The sequence below is a fragment of the uncultured Paraglaciecola sp. genome (genome assembly GCF_913020055.1).
GTDB lineage: Bacteria > Pseudomonadota > Gammaproteobacteria > Enterobacterales > Alteromonadaceae > Paraglaciecola.
Genome location: NZ_CAJWCF010000047.1, coordinates 1 through 18,768 on the forward strand (window position 1 = coordinate 1; position 18,768 = coordinate 18,768).

Genomic DNA, 18,768 nt, shown 5'->3' on the forward strand with positions numbered 1-18,768 from the left:
TCATTTCTGCGTCTAGATACCTAAAAGAACTTCAATAATACCTAAAAGCCAAATTTTGCCTACTGTTTCTTAAACAGTAAGGCGCCATTAGTGCCACCAAAACCAAAAGAATTACACAAGGCATAATCTAGTTTCGCTGGTCTGGCAGTGTGGGCAACAAAATCAAGATCGCAACCTTCACCAGGATTATCTAAGTTAATAGTAGGAGGTGCAATTTGGTCACGTAATGCCAATATAGTAAAGATAGCTTCTACTGAGCCTGCTGCACCGAGTAAATGTCCAATCATCGATTTAGTCGAACTGACCAAAACATGATTGGCATGTTCACCAAATACTTGTTTAATCGCTGCGACTTCAGCCACATCGCCTGCTGGAGTAGATGTGCCATGGGCATTAATATAGCCAATCTCACTCACTTCAATTTTCGCATCGTTAATAGCATTAGTCATAGCAGCTGCGGCGCCTTCGCCATCAGCTGGAGGCGACGTCATATGATAGGCATCACCACTCATACCAAAACCAACCAACTCAGCGTAAATGGTTGCACCACGTGCGACAGCAGAGTCGTAGTCTTCTAACATCACTACACCTGCGCCCTCGCCCATTACAAATCCATCTCTATCTTTGTCCCATGGACGACTAGCCGCTTCAGGGCTGTCATTACGAGTAGATAAAGCACGGGCTGCGGCAAAACCACCAACACCTAACGCACAAACTGTTGATTCAGCACCGCCGGCTATCATCGCATCAGCGTCTCCGTATGCGATGATACGGGCCGCAATACCAATGTTGTGCACACCTGTAGTACAGGCAGTAACAACATTGATATTCGGGCCTTTGAGCCCTTCAAATATGGAAAAAAAACCTGAAATCATATTGGTAATAGTGGCTGGAACAAAAAATGGCGAAATTTTGCGTGGGCCTGATTCAAGCATCCGACGATGATTTTCTTCAATCATACCTAAACCACCAATCCCAGAACCAATAGCCACACCAATTCGTGCCGCATTTTTATCTGAAACTTTAAACCCAGAATGCTCAAGTGCCTGTTTACCCGCAGCTATACCTAATTGGATAAACCTATCCATCTTTTTGGTTTCTTTCTTGGGAATGTATTTCTCAACATCAAAATCTTTGACTTCGCCAGCAAACTGGGTTGTAAACAAAGAAGAATCAAAAGAAGTAATGGGTGCAATCCCACTTTTACCAGCGAGAATGTTTTTCCAGGTAGAATCTACAGTATTGCCAACAGGAGAAAGCATGCCAAGACCGGTCACAACAACGCGACGTTTAGACACATTGGCCTCCGACTATTTATAAATGAATATTTTTGAAAAGAAACGGCCCAGAGAGGGCCGTTTTTATAAAGTTACGCGTCTTTATTAGCGTTAACGTAGTCAATAGCAGACTGAACTGTAGTAATTTTTTCGGCTTCTTCATCTGGAATTTCAGTATCGAACTCTTCTTCAAGAGCCATTACCAATTCAACAGTGTCTAATGAATCTGCACCTAAATCATCAACAAAAGAAGCTTCTGATTTAACTTCTTCTTCTTTAACACCAAGTTGCTCAATGATGATTTTTCTTACGCGTTCTTCGATAGTACTCATAATTCTAGTTATCCTTTAAGTCGCTAGATATAAATTTGCGAGTAGTGTATTCAGCTAAGTGACCCCTTGCAAGCATGAGGTACAACTTTTTTTCTGGTCTAACCACTCATTGATTAGTAAATATTCATTCGTTTGATAAAGCTACAATAATTATAAACTTTATCACGTTTTACCCCATATACATGCCGCCATTGACGTGTATGGTTTCTCCAGTGATATATGCAGCCTCATCACTGGCTAAAAATCCAACTGTCGCGGCAATTTCTTTTGGGTCGCCTAAACGATTTGCTGGAATATCTTTAAATATACTTTCTTTTTGCTCATCAGTTAATGCTTTTGTCATATCCGTATCAATAAAACCCGGAGCGACCACATTAACAGTAATACCTCTAGATGCCACTTCACGGGCCATAGATTTGCTAAAACCGATGACACCGGCCTTGGCGGCTGCATAGTTAGCTTGACCAGCATTACCTGTAGAACCTACCACTGAACCAATATTAATAATACGGCCTTTACGTTTTTTCATCATGCCACGAAGCACTGCTTTAGACATTTTAAAAATGGAGGTCAAATTGGTATCCATAATGCTTTGCCATTCGTCGTCTTTCATACGCATCAGCAAGTTATCTCGGGTTATCCCAGCATTATTGATTAATATATCCACACTACCGTGCTTTTCAGTGATATCTGTCAACAAAGCTGACATAGAATCAGGATCGGCCACATTTAACACTTTACCTTCACCATTACCTTCAAGGTAATCACTAATGGCTTGCGCGCCATTTTCCGATGTTGCAGTACCGATAACAGTTGCACCGTCGGCCATCAACCGCTCTGCTATCGCTCTGCCAATTCCTCTACTAGCACCTGTTACCAGTGCAATACTGCCATTTAAATTAGCCATTTTTTCTCTCTACAAACAATATTTAAATAAATGAATTAACAGAATCCACTGTGTTAATCGCCGTACAGGTTAAACGTTTATCAATACGCTTAGTTAACCCTGTTAATACTTTACCTGGGCCCACTTCAAATAACGCTTCCACCTCAAGTTCAGCTAACTTAGTCACGGTTTCGGTCCATCTAACAGGGCTATATAATTGTTCAACCAATGCTTGTTTGATCGCTTTTGGATCATTTGGATAAGCCACATCAACATTATTGATAACAGGCACTGTAGGCACATTGAACTGAATATCGTTAAGCAAACTGGCCAACTGGTCTGCAGCTGGTTTCATCAACGCACAATGAGAAGGTACACTAACAGCTAACGGTAATGCGCGTTTAGCCCCTTGTTCTTTACACAAATTAGCCGCGACTTCTGCCGCACCTTTGTTACCAGCGATCACAACTTGTCCAGGTGAATTAAAATTCACCGCAGCCACTACTTCTGAAGTTTGTGTTTGTGCTTGTTCACAACTCGCCACGACTTTATCGTCATCTAAACCAATGATTGCGTACATAGCACCAACACCAGCAGGCACAGCTTGTTGCATAAATTGCCCACGTGCTTCCACTAATTTGACTGCATCTGCAAACTCTATTACGCCAGCACAAACCAAAGCGGAGTATTCACCTAAGCTATGTCCAGCCATGAATGCAGGTTGTGTATACCCTTTATCAAGCAAAAGTTTATAAATTGCGTAACTCGCGGTTAATATTGCAGGTTGGGTAATATGAGTTTGATTAAGTTTTACCTCATCGTTTTGTATTACCTCCCATAAGTCGTAACCCAATGCATCACTGGCTTGTGCGAAGATATCTTTAACCACTGTATATTCGGCAGCTAATTCACTTAACATGCCTAAAGTCTGGGATCCTTGACCGGGAAACACCCATGCTTGTTTACTCATAATTGATTCTCTAAAAATTAAATTTTAATAACGTACTAGTGCAGATGCCCAAGCAAAACCACCACCAAATGCCTCTAAAAGTAAATTCTGTCCACGTTTAATCCTGCCATCTCGAATAGCAGTATCTAACGCTGTAGGTACTGTCGCTGCCGAAGTATTACCATATTGCTCAAGGGTAATTACCACCTGTTCAAGAGGCATTTCTAATTTTTTAGCAGTCGCTTTAATAATGCGGAAGTTTGCTTGATGAGGCACTAACCAATCCAAATCTGACTTTTGCATGTTGTTAGCCGCTAAGGTTTGTTCAACAACTTGACTTAACTTAGTGACGGCAACTTTAAATACTTCATTGCCCTTCATGCTTCCCCAGTTTTCATGCACTGAATTTTCATCACCGTGTTGCGGATTACCTATAGCCAATAAATCACCATAAGAACCTGCCGCATGAATATGGGTTGATAGAATACCGAGTTCTTCACTTGCCTCAATAATAGTGGCACCGGCAGCATCGCCAAATAAGATGACCATAGTACGGTCTTCAGGGCTAATCATTCGACTTAGGCAATCAGTACCGACTACTAGTATCCGTTTAGCCATGCCACTTTTAATATACTGATCAGCCACGCTGAGTGCGTAACAATATCCGGCACATGCCGCAGCCACATCAAATGCGGGTATGCCATCTACGTCTAACAATTTTTGGATTTCGCAAGCCGTACTAGGCAATGCATAGCGACCACTTGTGGTCGCACAAACAATCATGTCTAAAGATTTTGCATCAATACCGGCTGCGTCTAATGCTTTCTTACTGGCTTCGAAGCCCATAGTGGCGGCAGTTTCATTTGCACCAATAATTCGTCTTTCTTTGATCCCAGTACGATCGGTGATCCATTCATCTGACGTATCTACCATTACCGACAAGTCGGCATTAGTCCTTACTTCACTGGGATAATAACTACCCGTACCAATTATTCTGGAATTCATTTATTCGTGGCGCTCCATTAAAACAGCTTCAATTTTGTCTTTAATTTTTTCTGGAACCTGCATCTCGACTTGTTGTACGGCCTCACGGATCGCATACAAAAAAGCCTCTGACGAGGCGTTGCCGTGGCTCTTCACCACAATTCCGCGCAATCCTATCAGACTAGCACCGTTATACTGGTCGGGTTTCATACGCAAATAAATACCACGAAATAAAGGCATGGCTATTTTAGCGACAATTTTAGACAACAAATTATGTTGTGATGCTTTTTTAACTTCTTGAATAACAAAATTAACCAGACCTTCCCAAGATTTTAATGCAATATTGCCGACAAACCCATCGGTGACTATCACATCTGCTTTTTGAGAGAAGATATCGTCTCCTTCCACGTAACCTATATAGTTAATGTTTTGTGAGTCGGTTAATAATCTAGCGGTTTGTTTAACCTGATCATTACCTTTTATTTCTTCTGAACCAACATTGAGTAACGCCACTTTTGGCTGATGGATATGGCCAATTTGTTCAGCCAATACAGATCCCATCACCGCATATTGAAATAAGATTTCTGAGTCACTGTTGATATTCGCGCCCAAATCCAAAAAATATACTTTGCCATTATTAATGGTTGGCACCAGCGTAATAAGAGCAGGACGGTCTATACCAGGTAAAGTTTTCAGAACATAGTACGCCATACTGAGTAATGCGCCTGTGTTGCCGCCACTGACACAAGCATCTGCTTCATTATTATCAACCAAATCTAACATACGTCGCATGGACGAGTTTTTTTTGTGTCGTAAAGCATGAGCTGGTGCTTCATCCATTGCTACAGATTCTGGGCAATCTGATAAGGTAATTCTAGTTTGAATATCTGGTAATTGATCTTCCAACCACTGGGATGTAATCGCCAAGGGGCCACAAAATATAAAATCTAATTGGGGGATTTGTTGAAGTGCTGTTAATGCAGCAGGATAAATAATATGGGGGCCGTGATCGCCCCCCATGATATCTAACGCTAAGGTTAGACGACTCAAAGTTCTGTCACTCTAAATTAAAGTGATAAAACTTTTTTGCCTTTGTAGTAACCATCAGCAGTCACGTTATGACGTATATGCGTCTCACCTGACGTTGAATCTACAGACAAAGTCGCAGAACCTAGTGCATCGTGTGAACGACGCATTCCACGTCTTGAACGAGTTTTCTTACTCTTCTGTACAGCCATTACTTTACTCCTAGTCTCGCTTAAGTTCTTTCAAAACCGCGAACGGGTTTGGACGTTCATCGGCCGGTTCAATTTTTCCGAAGCTCATTTTATCGCGCTTTTGTTTGCAATCCTCCTCTGCATGAAGGGCTACAATCGGCAATGATAAAATCAGTTCGTCTTCAAGGGTTTGAAATAAATTGATTTCTCCGTGGTCATCGACCTCAACCGGTTCGTAAACATCCGGTAATTCATTTTCGACTTCTTCTTCAACCCTCTGCAAAGGGCTAAAACAAAAAGACACATCCAAAGGATGTTCGAAAATTTCATTACATCTCTCACAAATAAGTGATGTTAAACATGCCATATGACCTTGAAAATAAGTAAGACCCTGCTCGTCTTTTGCAAACTTAACTTCAACATCGACTTCTTTGGCAATATCAGCAACTGATCCAATTAGTCTCGGCATCTCAGTAGCCAAAATCACACCCCGATAATCGGAACGTAATGTGGCATTTTTAACTGGGTCCACCTGCTTGGGTAGTTTCACTTTTTGCATAGCGCGCGCATATTATAGAACCAACAGTATTTAGTCAAAGAAAAAATCTTAGTTAATGACACCCTGCCCTGCATTTTATATGCTTTGCTTAATGTTTTTTAAAACACAGCAATCATCATTTATGAAAATCATTCTGGCTTCAAGTTCAGCATACCGCCAATCCATTTTAAAAAAACTGCATATTCCGTTCACATCGCTCGCTCCGGATATCGATGAATCGTCAAAATCGAACGAATCAATTACCACACAAGTAGAACGTCTTGCCAAAACGAAGGCGTTAGCCATAGCTATACAGAACGTTCATATTGATAGTTATGTCATTGGTTCAGACCAATTAGCCAGCTTTAATGGCCAAGTGTTAGGCAAACCGGGAAACTTTGACACCGCTAAGCAACAACTACTGATGTTTAGTGGTCAAACAGTAAGATTTTACACTGGTTTATGCTTAGTGCATTCAGCAACAAATCAACTATCACAAATTGTGGAAACCTTTGATGTAACATTTAAAACCTTAACTGAGCGCCAAGTTTCTACCTATTTAAAGATTGAGCAACCATATGGCTGTGCCGGTAGTTTTAAATGTGAAGGTTTGGGTATTGCATTATTTGAATCATTAGAAGGCAGAGATCCCAATACATTAATTGGTTTACCACTCATTGCTCTAATGGATTTGTTTAATTCTATGTCCGTGGATTTGTTTGAACATATGCAAGATCAACAAACCCTAGACATGTAACAATAATTCTTCCAAGGCATCAATCACCGCCAAAGGATTATGTTTTTGTAATTCATCTGGACTGTGCACCCCAAAACTCACACCGATTCTGTCCATGTTGATTGCTTCAGCCATGGCCATATCGTAAGTGGTATCACCAACCATCAACACTTGATCAGCTGACAAATTTAATTCACTTAATAATTGCTGCAACATATCAGGAGAAGGTTTACTTTGCGCATCATCTGCTGTTCTGGAAGCACTAAAATAATGCTTGGTATTAGAATGATGCCAATTATGATCTAAACCCTGCCGTGCTTTCCCTGTGGCTACAGCCAAAATGTAACCCTGTTGTCTTAAAGTCTCTAATAACTCTATTGCACCAGTGAAAAGTGGGCTGCTTATTTGAGCGTGGTCTTTAAAATGATCTTTGTAGGTATGAAATAGCTGCATAGCAGTTTCTTCATCTTGAACATTAAATAATTGCTTTAAAGCGGGTAACAAGCTAATCCCAATTACATTTTTTGCTTGATCGTAATCGGGCACGGGGTATCCGAGATGCTTGGCACTGGTCTGCATACTTTCTACAATTTTACTGATGGAATCCATCAGTGTGCCATCCCAATCAAACACTATGGCTTTATACTTCACTTCTAAGCCTTTTCAATACGGCTACCAAACTTGGTTCCAGCTGGGCTTTAAAACTGACACGCTCATCGGTATTCGGATGAATAAAAGCCAATGAATAAGCATGCAAAAATAATCGTTTAAGACCAATTTTATGGGTTCTTTGGTCAAAGTCACTATCACCATATCTATTATCAGCTGCAATTGGATGGCCGGCGTGCTGACAATGCACTCTAATTTGGTGAGTACGGCCAGTAATAGGCGAAGCTTCTATTAATGTTGCTTGGTCAAAAGATTCTAAAATACGAAAGCGTGTTTCTGACGGTTTGCCCTCGTCATTCACTAACACGACACGTTCGCCAGATTTTAAGGTGTTCTTTAATAGTGGCGCTTTTACCTTAAAACGATTAGCTGGCCATTCACCAGAGACTAACGCTTGGTATCGCTTATCTACTTTTTTATCTCTGAGCTGTTCGTGAAGATGTTTTAAAGCAGAACGTTTTTTAGCAATCAATAAACAACCTGACGTATCGCGGTCTAACCTGTGAACAAGTTCTAGAAATTTTTGTTGTGGGCGCAACGCTCTCATCGCTTCAATCACCCCAAAACTCAAACCACTACCACCATGTACTGCCGTACCTGAAGGTTTGTTTAAAACTATGAGCCAATCATCTTCATACAAAATATTATTTTCTAAACTCGAAACTTTATTGAGCTTAGTAGAAGGTAGATCGGTGGGTTCAGAAACTCGAACTGGGGGAATACGCAACTCATCGTTAGCCTGTAATTTGTATTCTGGCTTAACGCGCTTTTTATTCACCCTCACTTCGCCCTTACGCAAAATGCGATAAATGAGGCTTTTAGGCACTCCTTTTAAGAAAGTGCGTAAATAGTTATCTATCCTCTGCCCTTCAAGGTCAGGATCGATAGTAACAAATTGAACTTTTTGAAATGTTAGGTCTGTCATAGGCCGCGTATTGTAACTGAATAGCACCGGTAGATGTCCAGTATTTTAATGTCTTGCTAGTGTTAGTGCTTTAATGTGATAATGCGTTGGCTTTCAAACATAAAATGTTTGATTAAAACAAACAGATGGATTAATCAGTTCTGTATGCAAAAACGACCAAACTGTCGTAAAGCTTTTATTTAGTAAAGCAAACTTGCAAGCCTGATACGGCTAATTAACTGTGAAGTGAGTAACTTTTCACAGGTTTGGTTAAACAGAACCCTTACATCAGCGATATAAATAACCTATTGATCGCCATTTAGATGTAAAGAATACAAAAGAATTGACAAGATATTTGAACACCGAAATAGCCAGACAAGCACTCGTCGTTCGAATACCACTAAGTTTTAAATTATCAAATTAGTAAGCTAATCATATCGTCTTGTTTAGCGCCTATAAAAATATAGGTAAGTGTTTAAAAACGATACATTAATGAATAATGTCACTAACACTTAGGCGTAAAAACTTAACCCTTAGTATACAGTCGTGAGGCTGCATTGAATAATTGTCTAATTACAGCGTAGTTCTTTGCTTGTGGTGATCGGTACTTTACCGAGCAACAAGAATGAAAAGAATGTTAATCAATGCCACTCAGCAAGAAGAATTGCGAGTCGCACTTGTAGATGGTCAAAAATTGTATGACTTGGACATAGAAAGTCCAGGACACGAACAGAAAAAAGCCAATATATACAAAGGTACTATTACCCGCGTAGAGCCTAGTTTAGAAGCCGCATTCGTCGATTACGGCGCTGACCGTCACGGTTTCCTCCCTTTAAAAGAAATTGCCAGAACTTATTTCCCTCAAGGTTATAGATTTGAAGGTCGTCCAAATATCAAAGAAGTGATAAAGGAAGGCCAAGAAGTCATTGTTCAAATTGACAAAGAAGAACGAGGCCAAAAAGGCGCAGCCTTAACCACGTTCATCAGTCTAGCAGGTAGTTACTTAGTACTAATGCCGAACAACCCTCGTGCTGGCGGTATTTCTCGTCGTATTGAAGGCGATGAACGAACTGAATTAAAAGCCGCATTGGATGGCTTAGATTTACCAGACGGTATGGGCTTAATAGTCAGAACTGCTGGTGTTGGCAAATCAACTGAAGAACTTGCATACGATTTAGATTATTTGGTTTCAGGTTGGAGTCGTATTAAGGATATGGCTGATTCTCGCCCTGCTCCTTTTCTTATCCACCAAGAAAGTGACGTTGTAGTTAGAGCAATCCGTGACTACCTAAGGCGTGATATAGGTGAAATCCTTATCGACAGTGCCAGCGTTCATGAAAGAGCTTTAAAGCACGTTGAACAAATGCGTCCAGATTATGTTAATCGCGTAAAACTTTACAGCGGTGATGTGCCTTTGTTTAGCCATTATCAGATTGAAAGTCAGATAGAATCAGCTTTCCAACGTGAAGTAAGACTTCCTTCAGGCGGCTCAATAGTTATTGATCCTACCGAAGCATTAATTTCAATCGACATTAACTCTGCACGTGCAACTAAAGGTAGCGATATTGAAGAAACAGCCTTCAATACCAACCTTGAAGCAGCAGACGAAGTAGCCCGTCAATTACGTTTACGTGATGCCGGTGGCTTAGTTGTTATCGACTTTATCGATATGACCCCAGTTCGCCATCAGCGTGAAGTTGAAAACCGCATGAAAGATGCAGTTCGAGGCGACAGAGCACGAGTACAACTAGGGCGTATTTCACGTTTTGGTTTGTTAGAAATGTCACGCCAACGTTTACGTCCCTCATTAGGTGACTCTGCCAATAACGTGTGTCCAAGATGTAGTGGTCACGGAACCGTTCGTGGCACAGAATCTTTAGCTCTATCGGTTCTTCGTATCATGGAAGAAGAAAGCATTAAAGATAACACTGGTCAAATTGAAGCTCAGTTACCGGTTAATGTCGCGACCTATTTATTGAACGAAAAACGTAGTTCAGTGCAAAGTGTTGAAAAACGTCACAGTGTTCAGCTAGTCATTATTCCTAACCCGAACATGGAAACACCGCAATACAGTGTTGCCCGTAGACGCCCAGATGATGCAGTTCAAGAAATGAGCTACAACTTGCCATTGATTGAGCAAGAAGAAAGCATTACTGATAAAAACGTCGCGCCAGCAATGGCTAAAGAGCAACCTGCTCTGCAAAGCTTAATTGCTCCAGAACAGAAAACCACTGCACGTTCTAAAGTTAAATCAGAAAGTGTATTAGAAAAAGTCAGTAAGTGGATTTCTGGACTCTTTAAGGCCGAAGAAAAAGTAGTGCCGAAGAAAAACACCCGCACTCGCAATCAAGGCTCTAATCAACGTCGAAATAAAAACGCTCGTCCTGATAGAAACAAACGTAATAACAAAAACTTTGATCGTAAAGATGGTGCAGAACAGTCAACTAATCGTAACGAACGCCCTGCTAGAAACGATAAAAATGACCGTCCTGAGCGCAAACCAAGAAATGATAACCGTAAACCCCGTCGTGACGACAAATCAGTAGATGCTACACAAGATGCAGCTATGGGCACAAAGAGCAATGCACCTGCTAAGAAAAAAGAGCAAGTAGCAGAGCGCAGAAAGCGTCGCGATACCAGACGTAGTGTCAGAGTCAACGATGACAATGATGAGAAAAACAATGTAGTTGCTGCTCAAGAAACACAAACAGCAGTCGCTAACGAGCCAAAAGTAACAGAAGAAACCAAGGTCAATGCAGCTGCAGAACCCGCTACTGAGACTTCGGAGACCCAAGCGGTTGCCGAAACGAACAAAGATGAAGAGTCTACGTCTCGTACTCGCAGTCGTCGTTCTCCAAGACACATTCGCGCGGCTGGTCAAAAACGTCGTAAAGAAGGTGAAGAGAAAGAAGAAACAGTTAAAACTGACTCTGCTGAAGTCACTCAAGATGAGTTACAGTTTGACGAACCCGTAGCGGCGCCAAAGGTTGAAGCTGAGCCAACAGCACCAGCTGCTGAAGAAGCGCCAATACAAGCGCCAATACAAGCGGCGATGGAATTAGCAACAGAGACTGCTCCGGTAGTTGAGAAAGCTGAACCGGCGGCACAACCTTCTAGTACAGAAGAAAGCAAAGTGGTAGCCACTGAACCTGAAAAAGAAGAGACTGCTAAGCCTGTTAAAAAAGCCCCAGCCAAGAAAACGGCAAAAAAGGCCACTTCTTTGAAAGTGGCAGCTAAACCAGTCAAAAAAGAATCAGTGTCAGCGCCTATGGCCCGACCTGCTTCTATTGATGAAGCCTTTGTTGAAGTTAAAATTGGCTCTATTGACGACGCTGCAAGACCAGAAGTTAAACGCTCTGGTAAGTCTGCTGCGTTTTTGAGCTCATCAAATGCCGCTACAGCACCAGCAACTCGCCCTGGTTCGCAAAGCGAATAAACTAAATATACGAAGTGTTTAGAAAATGCCGCAAGACTTCACGGTCTTGCGGCATTTTTATTGATAGTCTAAGTGCTATTATCCATTATTTACTGTATCCTCCCGCGACAATTTCTAGCTGCGTAAAATTCAAACTATGTTCTGGCAATGCCTGAGACTTAGTCTGACATCTAAGCTACTCACCCTATTAGAGAATTATCTATGAGTTTTGCCGACCTAGGCCTTTCACCAAAAATTTTATCCGCTGTAGCCAACAAAGGGTATACCACCCCATCACCTATTCAAGCGCAAGCTATTCCAGCTGTATTGCAAGGTAGTGACGTTATGGCGGCGGCACAAACAGGTACAGGTAAAACTGCCGGTTTTACTCTGCCAATATTGCATTTACTTAGCCAAGGTCAATCAGCCAGGCCTAACCAAGCTCGCGCACTGATACTGACTCCCACTAGAGAGTTGGCGGCACAAATAGCCGAAAGTGTGCAAACTTATGGTAGAGATCTACCGTTAAAGTCAGCCGTAGTATTTGGTGGCGTGGGAATTAACCCACAAATGCTTAAATTACGTAAAGGCGTAGACATATTAGTGGCTACTCCCGGTCGTCTACTTGATCTGTACAACCAAAATGCAGTGAAATTTAGCGAGTTAGAAATACTGGTTATGGACGAAGCCGATCGCATGTTAGATATGGGTTTTATTCACGACATTAAAAAAATCATTAAATTGTTACCGAAAAAACGCCAAAACTTAATGTTTTCAGCTACGTTTTCAGACGACATCCGAAAACTAGCTAAAGGTTTAGTCAATAACCCTGTTGAAGTATCTGTATCGCCAGCAAACACAACTGTCGACTTGGTTGAACAATGGGTTTATCCAGTAGACAAAAGTCAAAAATCATCGATGCTTACTAGTTTAATTAAAGAAAATGATTGGCAACAAGTACTGGTTTTTAGTCGCACTAAACATGGCGCTAACCGCATTGTTAAACAACTTGAAGCGCGAGGTATTTCATCTGCTGCGATTCATGGCAATAAAAGCCAAGGCGCACGTACCAAAGCACTAGCTGACTTTAAACAAGGTAAAGTAAGAGCTTTGATCGCCACTGATATAGCTGCCCGCGGATTGGATATTGACCAATTGCCTCAAGTGGTTAATTATGATTTGCCCAGTGTACCTGAAGATTATGTGCACAGAATTGGCCGAACGGGTCGAGCAGGGGCAACTGGACAAGCCATATCGTTGGTTACTCAGGAAGAATTTAAGCAACTAGTTGATATCGAAATACTGATTAAACAACTTATTCAGCGCAAAATCATTCCAGGCTTTGAACCTACTCAGAAAGTACCTGAGTCCAAATTAGACCAACGGCCGATTAAAGCGCCAAAACCTAAAAAACCTAAGTCTGATCATAGAGACGGTCAACGATCAGGTGGCCAGCGTTCTGGTGGTAAACCAGCTGGCGATAGTCGTTCAAACAGTCGTGGTGGTAGAAGTGGGAATAGAAACAACAATAGTGGCGGCAATCGTTAAGGTTTAAAGACACTCATAAAGCCAGTACACATCACAGATGATGACTGGCTTTATCACTCCCCCCTTGTTTAAAGCAACATAACAACAAACACTAAGTATTTGCAGTCAGGATCCTGTCTAGGTGATTTGCAAAGTTTTGCCTATCACTTTGATTTAATGGCGGCGGCCCCCCCGACTGTTCACCGCTGGCACGCATAGTGTCCATAAAATCACGAATATTAAGTCGCGCTCGGATGTTTTCAGTAGTAAACAATTCGCCTCTTGAACTCAATACTTGGCCACCTTTTTCAATGACTTCAGCGGCTAAGGGAATATCACTGGTGATCACCAAATCATTAGGCTCAACTAATCGGACTATTTCGTCATCTGCCACATCAAACCCTGCACTGACTTGCATTGAGCGAATAAATTTTGATGGCGGTGTGCGAATGTATTGATTAGCCACAAATATCGTCTCAACTTTTTTACGCTCTGCAGCACGAAATAAAATGTCCTTTATCACCACTGGACATGCATCTGCATCGACCCAAATTTTCAATGTAATACTCTCTTTAATTATCTGTAACGGCTTCAGTGCCGAATGATGTTAATTGTTGTACCTGTTTTTCAGTCAGCACATTCAAAAACGTTTCCGTTATTTTAAAGTCTGCATGACTACTTTGATACGCAACTAAATGTCCAAACAAGGTTTGTTGCATCTTGTTAATCTTAGTTGTATCCGATTTTTGTTCTGAGTTATTTTTTATGCTCAGTTCTTGTTTTAATAATTCTGCCAGTTTTGACATCTCAAACAATGACATTGCAGATGTTTTTGCTGAATCGTCTTCGAACATTGAGCTATCTAACATCTGCTCTTTTAACTCTTTAGCTGAGGAACTGATTGATGCTCTCTTGCTAACGACATCTGAGTAATTTTTATTTAACTGCTCCTCTACTTGTTGATTAGAAGTGGTAACTTGCATCGCTTGAAAGGATGGTCTAACCAAGCTCTCCTCTGTTTCTGGTTCAAGCATATTCATGTCTGGGGTTTGTTGTATAACGGGTTCATTCAATAAATCCACATCATTTGAAGCAACATGGGTAGGGTTGATAAAATATTCTCTTTGGGTAATAAATAAAACACTCAAAAGCCCTACAGAAGCCACTAATGAAATCGGCCATTGCCAAGACTTTTTGTCTCTGCTTGGTGTTTTTTGAATACCAGTGGGCTGCTGTTCAGGTAGTGGATCTTTAATTAATGCACTAGGATTGTCTAGAAGTTGTTGTTCAGCCATCGCCATGATTTTAACGTCAACCTGCGCGTTAGGCACTTCAGTATGATGTTGTTTATTGTTCTGATACAGCTCGCTGATTGCTTTTTCATGGGCTAATAGTTCAAATGATTCATTTTTATCATTATTGCTCACGCTACAGCCCTCCCCGTCTTAACGTGTATACATTGGCGTAGATTTTCATAGGCATAACGCAATCGGCTTTTACTGGCTTCAAAGCTGGTATTTAGCACCAAAGCAATTTCTTTAACCGACAACCCAGCTTCTTCTTTTAACAAAAAACTGTCTTTTTGTACCTGAGGTAATTGGCCTATACATTGTTTTAAAGCGTCACCGACTCTGGAACTAATCAATTCACTTTCTGATTCATTACCCATTTTTTGAACTTCAAATGTATCTTGCCCCTCAGCGACTTCAGAATCATGATTGACTACTACTTTATTAACCACAGACAAATGACGAACATGATCCACTAATTTATTGTGAGCTAAGGTATATAACCAAGTGGTAAATTTGGCCGTTGGTTTGTAGTGTTTCGCTTGCACTACCACCTTGCTCCATATTTCCTGATACAAATCTTCAGCCAAACCTGTATCGGAAATATGTCGCATAAAATAGCGATACAAGCCACCTTTGTGCCTGTTATATAAAGTTTCAAACGCCACCAAATCACCAGCAACATATTGCTGTATAAGGTTTACGTCGGTTTGATGTAGATAATCTGCAGAGTCAGTAAGAGATTCCACTGACTCTGAATTATTCGCCTTAGAATTCACCAATGATTTCAATGCTTAGTCAACAAAGTGGGGTTGGACTCAATAGTGCGGGTAAATCCTTGGGGATTCAATTCTACAGAGCTTAATTTTTCCTTTGACTGTTTAGGATTATTGACCTGTAACGTGGCGCTACTGCGAACCAAGTTGATAAACTCTGCTCGATAACCAAACTCGTCTTTGCCCTTAGCACCAAGTGCCATATCGATAATTTGTTGATAACTCATGCCTTGCCAATAGTGACTCTTCTTTAATAAGTGAGCAAAACCTACTACGCTACTGGCAAACCTAAAATCATCAGATTGTTGCTCAAAACCAGTTATTTGCTTGGTTAATACCGCTTGGGTAATTAATTGACTTTTTTCGCTAGTGACAGGTTTGTAACGTAATTTAACCAAGGCTAACTCATCAGCAAATTGGCTGGATTGTGGTTTATCGATGTTTTGACCTGTTGCCTGCTGATAACGTAATGGATCTAAATAATGGTTGTTAGATTTATTCAGAGTTAACTCATACAAAGCAGTAACAGTATGACCCGCGCCAATTTCACCCGCATCCACCTTATCATTGTTAAAGTCCTCTCTGTTCAATACACGATTCTCATAACCTAACAACCTGTATTCGGCCACCAAATCAGGATTAAACTCCACTTGAATTTTAACATCTTTGGCAATGGTTAGCAGTGTGGCGTTCATTTCATCTACTAATACTTTTCGGGCTTCATGGATAGTATCAATGTACGCATAATTACCATTACCCGCGTCGGCTAATTGTTCCATAAGATAGTCGTTGTAGTTACCTTGACCAAAACCTAATGTGGTTAAGGCAATGCCTTTTTGACGTTTACGTTTTATCAACTCGATTAACTGCTCATGATTAGTCAAGCCCACATTAAAATCACCATCTGTGGCTAAGATCACGCGATTTATCCCACCTTTAATAAAGGCCTGTTCTGCCATATTATAAGCCAATTCAATACCGGCTTGTCCATTGGTTGAGCCACCAGCCGACAAAGTGGTTAATGCCTGTTTGATTTTGGCTTTTTGATTGCCTCTGGTAGGCTCCAGCACAACACCTGATGCACCTGCATATACCACAATTGAGACACTGTCTTGCTCGCTTAACTGTGCAGTCAACAACGTCAGTGAACGGGTTAACAAGGGCAATTTGTTTGGCTGATTCATAGAACCCGACACATCCAATAAAAACACTAAATTTCGTCCTGTAAATTTTGTCACATCTGGGCTAAAACCTTTTAGGCCAATACGCATAATGTGCCTTTCTTCTGCCCAAGGTGAAGTAGATATTGCGGTATCGATACTAAAAGGCGTATCAGATCCCGTATTACCTTGCTTAGGGTAGTTGTAGTCAAAATAATTAATAAACTCTTCTACTCTTATGGCATCTGCTGGAGGAAGGGTGCCCTGAGTGATCATTCTACGAATATTTGTGTAACTGCCTGTGTCTACATCGATTGAGAAGGTTGAAACAGGATTTTGTAACACTGAATTGACCCCATTTTCGTTATAGTGTTGGTAGTTTTCAGTATTCTCTACAGGGGGCCTCACTACTCTGAAACGTTGCTGAGGATTAAATGACATAGAGCTTTTAGCCAAAACCTGTTGGTCAGCCATTGACTCTCTTGCCAAATCAATCTCTATAGCCTGACTCACTACAACCGCTGGTTTTACTGGTTCTTCTGACTCCTTAGCTGCTTTGTTCTCATTAGTGCCTGAACTACAAGCCACCGTCATTGTTAACAAAGTGCCACTTATTAGAAACCTTTTGAAGGTGGATATATCGGTATTATGTATCTTCATATTTTTCATAATTTCACTCTCTGGTTAACTGATTACTAACTGTTGTGTTTGCCTTACCAACGGATCAGTTAACTAAAAGGGTTATTTATTTTTATCACTGTGGAGTTAATCATTTAAACCAACAAATGGTGAATATCACTAATGGTTACAATTTCAAACTCGCTATATATTCACATCATTCTACTATCTGCTTGTTTTACTTGAGTTTTATTGAATTGGCATAGTCGATGCAAAGTACAAGCTAATCAAAGCAGATATGCATATTCACTATTAACTTCACATTAGCTTTTCAGGGAACCCAAAATGGATTCAATAATAATAAACAAAAAGTTTGGCCTTAAATTACTTTCGATACTGCCTATTCTACTTTCAATTAGTTTACTCAGTGGTTGTGGTGAAGCCGAAGCAATAAACGAAGAAACCAAAGAAAAGCTAGTGATATCGGTTCCTGTAGAAGTTGCACCATTATCCATTGGGGATATTTCTTCTAATTACGCGACAACAGCCGTTTTAGAAGCGAAGGAAGAGGCGTTTGTTGTGCCAAGAGCCTCAGGGATAATCGAACATATCTATGTTGAAGAAGGTGATTATGTTGAAAAGGGCCAGGTTTTGGCGCAAATCGAACCCCGTCGTTATCATTTGAATCTAGATCGTGCAAAAGCTGATTTAGTTGGGGTTGAGAAAGAATTAGCAAAAATTAACAAGGTATATGACAAAAAATTAGTCAGTGACGATACCTACGACAAATTAACCGCCCAATATGAATCTGCCAACGCCACCTTATCTTTAGCAGAACTAGATCTAAAAGAAGCCACCATTACAGCGCCCATCTCAGGCTACATCGCGGAGCGAAATGCCAAAGTAGGTAATTTAAGTGAGTCTTTTCAACGTGAAAGAATGTTTCATATAGTGCAGCAGAAAGAACTATACGGAATCGTTTATTTACCAGAAAAGGAACTGTCTAAGGTACATAAGGAACAACAAGCGTCTCTAAACCTAACGGCTTTTAATGGTGATGACATTTTTGCCTTTGTGGAACGTATTAGCCCAGTAATTGATTCAAAAACCGGTACCTTTAAAGTGACATTGCGCGTGCCTAACCCTGATCACTTACTAAAATCAGGCATGTTTGCCCAAGTTAAACTAAATTACGACACGAAACAGAATGCCATATTACTTCCTCGTAAAGCTCTACTGGCCATAGATGACAGCGTCAATGTGTTTGTGGTCAAAGATGGCATAGCAAGTAAAAAAGCCGTGACTGTGGGTTATCAAGAAGGTGAGGTTATAGAAATATTAAGTGGTTTGTCGGGTACAGAAAAGGTGGTGATTACTGGACATCAAAACTTGAGAGACCAAGCTCCTGTCGAGATTGTAAATGATGACGTAAGCCAAGATGAAACTTTAGAACTAGCTCAGGATGCTTCTACCCAGTTAGCTAAAGGTTAA

18 protein-coding genes are annotated in these 18,768 nt (G+C 40.9%); 4 read left to right on the forward strand and 14 right to left on the reverse strand.

Going from position 1 to position 18,768, the window contains the following annotated elements; all coding sequences use genetic code 11:
* Positions 1–59: 59 nt before the first annotated feature.
* The 8 genes from fabF to yceD form a co-directional block, all read right to left on the reverse strand.
* Positions 60–1,298: a beta-ketoacyl-ACP synthase II gene (gene fabF / locus QZ488_RS11575; protein ID WP_293748781.1), complete on the reverse strand. Its 1,239-nt coding sequence runs from the start codon at positions 1,296–1,298 to the stop codon at positions 60–62.
* A gap of 71 nt (positions 1,299–1,369) precedes the next feature.
* A complete protein-coding gene (gene acpP, locus QZ488_RS11580; protein WP_293748783.1) occupies positions 1,370–1,609 on the reverse strand; it encodes an acyl carrier protein in 240 nt (79 codons plus the stop codon).
* A 169-nt stretch (positions 1,610–1,778) separates the two neighbouring features.
* A complete protein-coding gene (gene fabG, locus QZ488_RS11585; protein WP_293748785.1) occupies positions 1,779–2,516 on the reverse strand; it encodes a 3-oxoacyl-ACP reductase FabG in 738 nt (245 codons plus the stop codon).
* Positions 2,517–2,538: 22 nt separating this feature from the next.
* Positions 2,539–3,465 carry an ACP S-malonyltransferase gene (gene fabD / locus QZ488_RS11590; RefSeq protein WP_293748787.1) on the reverse strand — a complete coding sequence of 309 codons (927 nt, stop codon included), beginning with the start codon at positions 3,463–3,465 and terminating at the stop codon, positions 2,539–2,541.
* A 24-nt stretch (positions 3,466–3,489) separates the two neighbouring features.
* Positions 3,490–4,449: a beta-ketoacyl-ACP synthase III gene (locus QZ488_RS11595; protein WP_293748789.1), complete on the reverse strand. Its 960-nt coding sequence runs from the start codon at positions 4,447–4,449 to the stop codon at positions 3,490–3,492.
* Positions 4,450–5,478: a phosphate acyltransferase PlsX gene (gene plsX, locus QZ488_RS11600; RefSeq protein WP_293748791.1), complete on the reverse strand. Its 1,029-nt coding sequence runs from the start codon at positions 5,476–5,478 to the stop codon at positions 4,450–4,452.
* A gap of 17 nt (positions 5,479–5,495) precedes the next feature.
* A complete protein-coding gene (gene rpmF / locus QZ488_RS11605) occupies positions 5,496–5,666 on the reverse strand; it encodes a 50S ribosomal protein L32 (RefSeq protein ID WP_293748793.1) in 171 nt (56 codons plus the stop codon).
* A gap of 10 nt (positions 5,667–5,676) precedes the next feature.
* The gene (gene yceD / locus QZ488_RS11610) at positions 5,677–6,204 is read right to left on the reverse strand and encodes a 23S rRNA accumulation protein YceD (RefSeq protein WP_293748795.1); all 528 of its coding nucleotides are present in this window, start codon (positions 6,202–6,204) and stop codon (positions 5,677–5,679) included.
* A 121-nt stretch (positions 6,205–6,325) separates the two neighbouring features.
* Between yceD and QZ488_RS11615 the strand changes: the two genes are divergently transcribed.
* Positions 6,326–6,940: a Maf family protein gene (locus tag QZ488_RS11615; protein WP_293748797.1), complete on the forward strand. Its 615-nt coding sequence runs from the start codon at positions 6,326–6,328 to the stop codon at positions 6,938–6,940.
* Here QZ488_RS11615 and QZ488_RS11620 read toward each other — a convergent pair.
* Together QZ488_RS11620 and rluC are read right to left on the reverse strand one after the other, a co-directional pair.
* Entirely contained in the window at positions 6,929–7,570 is a 642-nt protein-coding gene (locus QZ488_RS11620; protein ID WP_293748799.1) for an HAD-IA family hydrolase, read from the reverse strand. The genes QZ488_RS11615 and QZ488_RS11620 overlap by 12 nt on opposite strands.
* The gene (gene rluC, locus QZ488_RS11625) at positions 7,560–8,513 is read right to left on the reverse strand and encodes a 23S rRNA pseudouridine(955/2504/2580) synthase RluC (protein WP_293748802.1); all 954 of its coding nucleotides are present in this window, start codon (positions 8,511–8,513) and stop codon (positions 7,560–7,562) included. Before rluC ends, QZ488_RS11620 begins: the two co-directional genes overlap by 11 nt.
* Positions 8,514–9,126: 613 nt before the next feature.
* Between rluC and rne the strand changes: the two genes are divergently transcribed.
* Both rne and QZ488_RS11635 read left to right on the forward strand, forming a co-directional pair.
* The gene (gene rne / locus QZ488_RS11630) at positions 9,127–11,928 is read left to right on the forward strand and encodes a ribonuclease E (RefSeq protein WP_293748848.1); all 2,802 of its coding nucleotides are present in this window, start codon (positions 9,127–9,129) and stop codon (positions 11,926–11,928) included.
* Between the two features lie 201 nt (positions 11,929–12,129).
* Positions 12,130–13,455, forward strand: coding sequence for a DEAD/DEAH box helicase (locus QZ488_RS11635; protein WP_293748804.1), 1,326 nt, complete (start codon positions 12,130–12,132; stop codon positions 13,453–13,455).
* 91 nt (positions 13,456–13,546) lie between these two features.
* Here the strand turns inward: QZ488_RS11635 and QZ488_RS11640 are convergent, their stop codons facing one another.
* From QZ488_RS11640 to QZ488_RS11655, 4 genes are read right to left on the reverse strand one after another with little or no spacing between them, the layout of a single operon-like run.
* A complete protein-coding gene (locus tag QZ488_RS11640; RefSeq protein ID WP_293748806.1) occupies positions 13,547–13,993 on the reverse strand; it encodes a YaiI/YqxD family protein in 447 nt (148 codons plus the stop codon).
* A gap of 13 nt (positions 13,994–14,006) precedes the next feature.
* Positions 14,007–14,861, reverse strand: coding sequence for a hypothetical protein (locus QZ488_RS11645; RefSeq protein WP_293748808.1), 855 nt, complete (start codon positions 14,859–14,861; stop codon positions 14,007–14,009).
* Complete coding sequence (locus QZ488_RS11650) at positions 14,858–15,472, reverse strand: sigma-70 family RNA polymerase sigma factor (RefSeq protein WP_293748810.1); 615 nt, start codon at positions 15,470–15,472, stop codon at positions 14,858–14,860. The genes QZ488_RS11645 and QZ488_RS11650 overlap by 4 nt, the downstream gene beginning before the upstream one ends.
* Positions 15,473–15,510: 38 nt before the next feature.
* Positions 15,511–17,328, reverse strand: coding sequence for a VWA domain-containing protein (locus QZ488_RS11655; protein ID WP_293748812.1), 1,818 nt, complete (start codon positions 17,326–17,328; stop codon positions 15,511–15,513).
* Positions 17,329–17,622: 294 nt separating this feature from the next.
* Here QZ488_RS11655 and QZ488_RS11660 point away from each other — a divergent pair, with 294 nt between their 5' ends.
* Positions 17,623–18,768, forward strand: a complete 1,146-nt coding sequence (locus tag QZ488_RS11660) for an efflux RND transporter periplasmic adaptor subunit (protein WP_293748815.1) — start codon at positions 17,623–17,625, stop codon at positions 18,766–18,768.

Bases quoted from the DNA above. Each gene is read 5' to 3' on its own strand.
- acpP (WP_293748783.1), bottom strand. From the start codon at position 1,609: ATGAGTACTATCGAAGAACGCGTAAGAAAAATCATCATTGAGCAACTT.
- fabG (WP_293748785.1), bottom strand. From the start codon at position 2,516: ATGGCTAATTTAAATGGCAGTATTGCACTGGTAACAGGTGCTAGTAGA.
- fabD (WP_293748787.1), bottom strand. From the start codon at position 3,465: ATGAGTAAACAAGCATGGGTGTTTCCCGGTCAAGGATCCCAGACTTTA.
- QZ488_RS11595 (WP_293748789.1), bottom strand. From the start codon at position 4,449: ATGAATTCCAGAATAATTGGTACGGGTAGTTATTATCCCAGTGAAGTA.
- rpmF (WP_293748793.1), bottom strand. From the start codon at position 5,666: ATGGCTGTACAGAAGAGTAAGAAAACTCGTTCAAGACGTGGAATGCGT.
- yceD (WP_293748795.1), bottom strand. From the start codon at position 6,204: ATGCAAAAAGTGAAACTACCCAAGCAGGTGGACCCAGTTAAAAATGCC.
- QZ488_RS11615 (WP_293748797.1), top strand. From the start codon at position 6,326: ATGAAAATCATTCTGGCTTCAAGTTCAGCATACCGCCAATCCATTTTA.
- rluC (WP_293748802.1), bottom strand. From the start codon at position 8,513: ATGACAGACCTAACATTTCAAAAAGTTCAATTTGTTACTATCGATCCT.
- rne (WP_293748848.1), top strand. From the start codon at position 9,127: ATGTTAATCAATGCCACTCAGCAAGAAGAATTGCGAGTCGCACTTGTA.
- QZ488_RS11635 (WP_293748804.1), top strand. From the start codon at position 12,130: ATGAGTTTTGCCGACCTAGGCCTTTCACCAAAAATTTTATCCGCTGTA.
- QZ488_RS11655 (WP_293748812.1), bottom strand. From the start codon at position 17,328: ATGAAAAATATGAAGATACATAATACCGATATATCCACCTTCAAAAGG.
- QZ488_RS11660 (WP_293748815.1), top strand. From the start codon at position 17,623: ATGGATTCAATAATAATAAACAAAAAGTTTGGCCTTAAATTACTTTCG.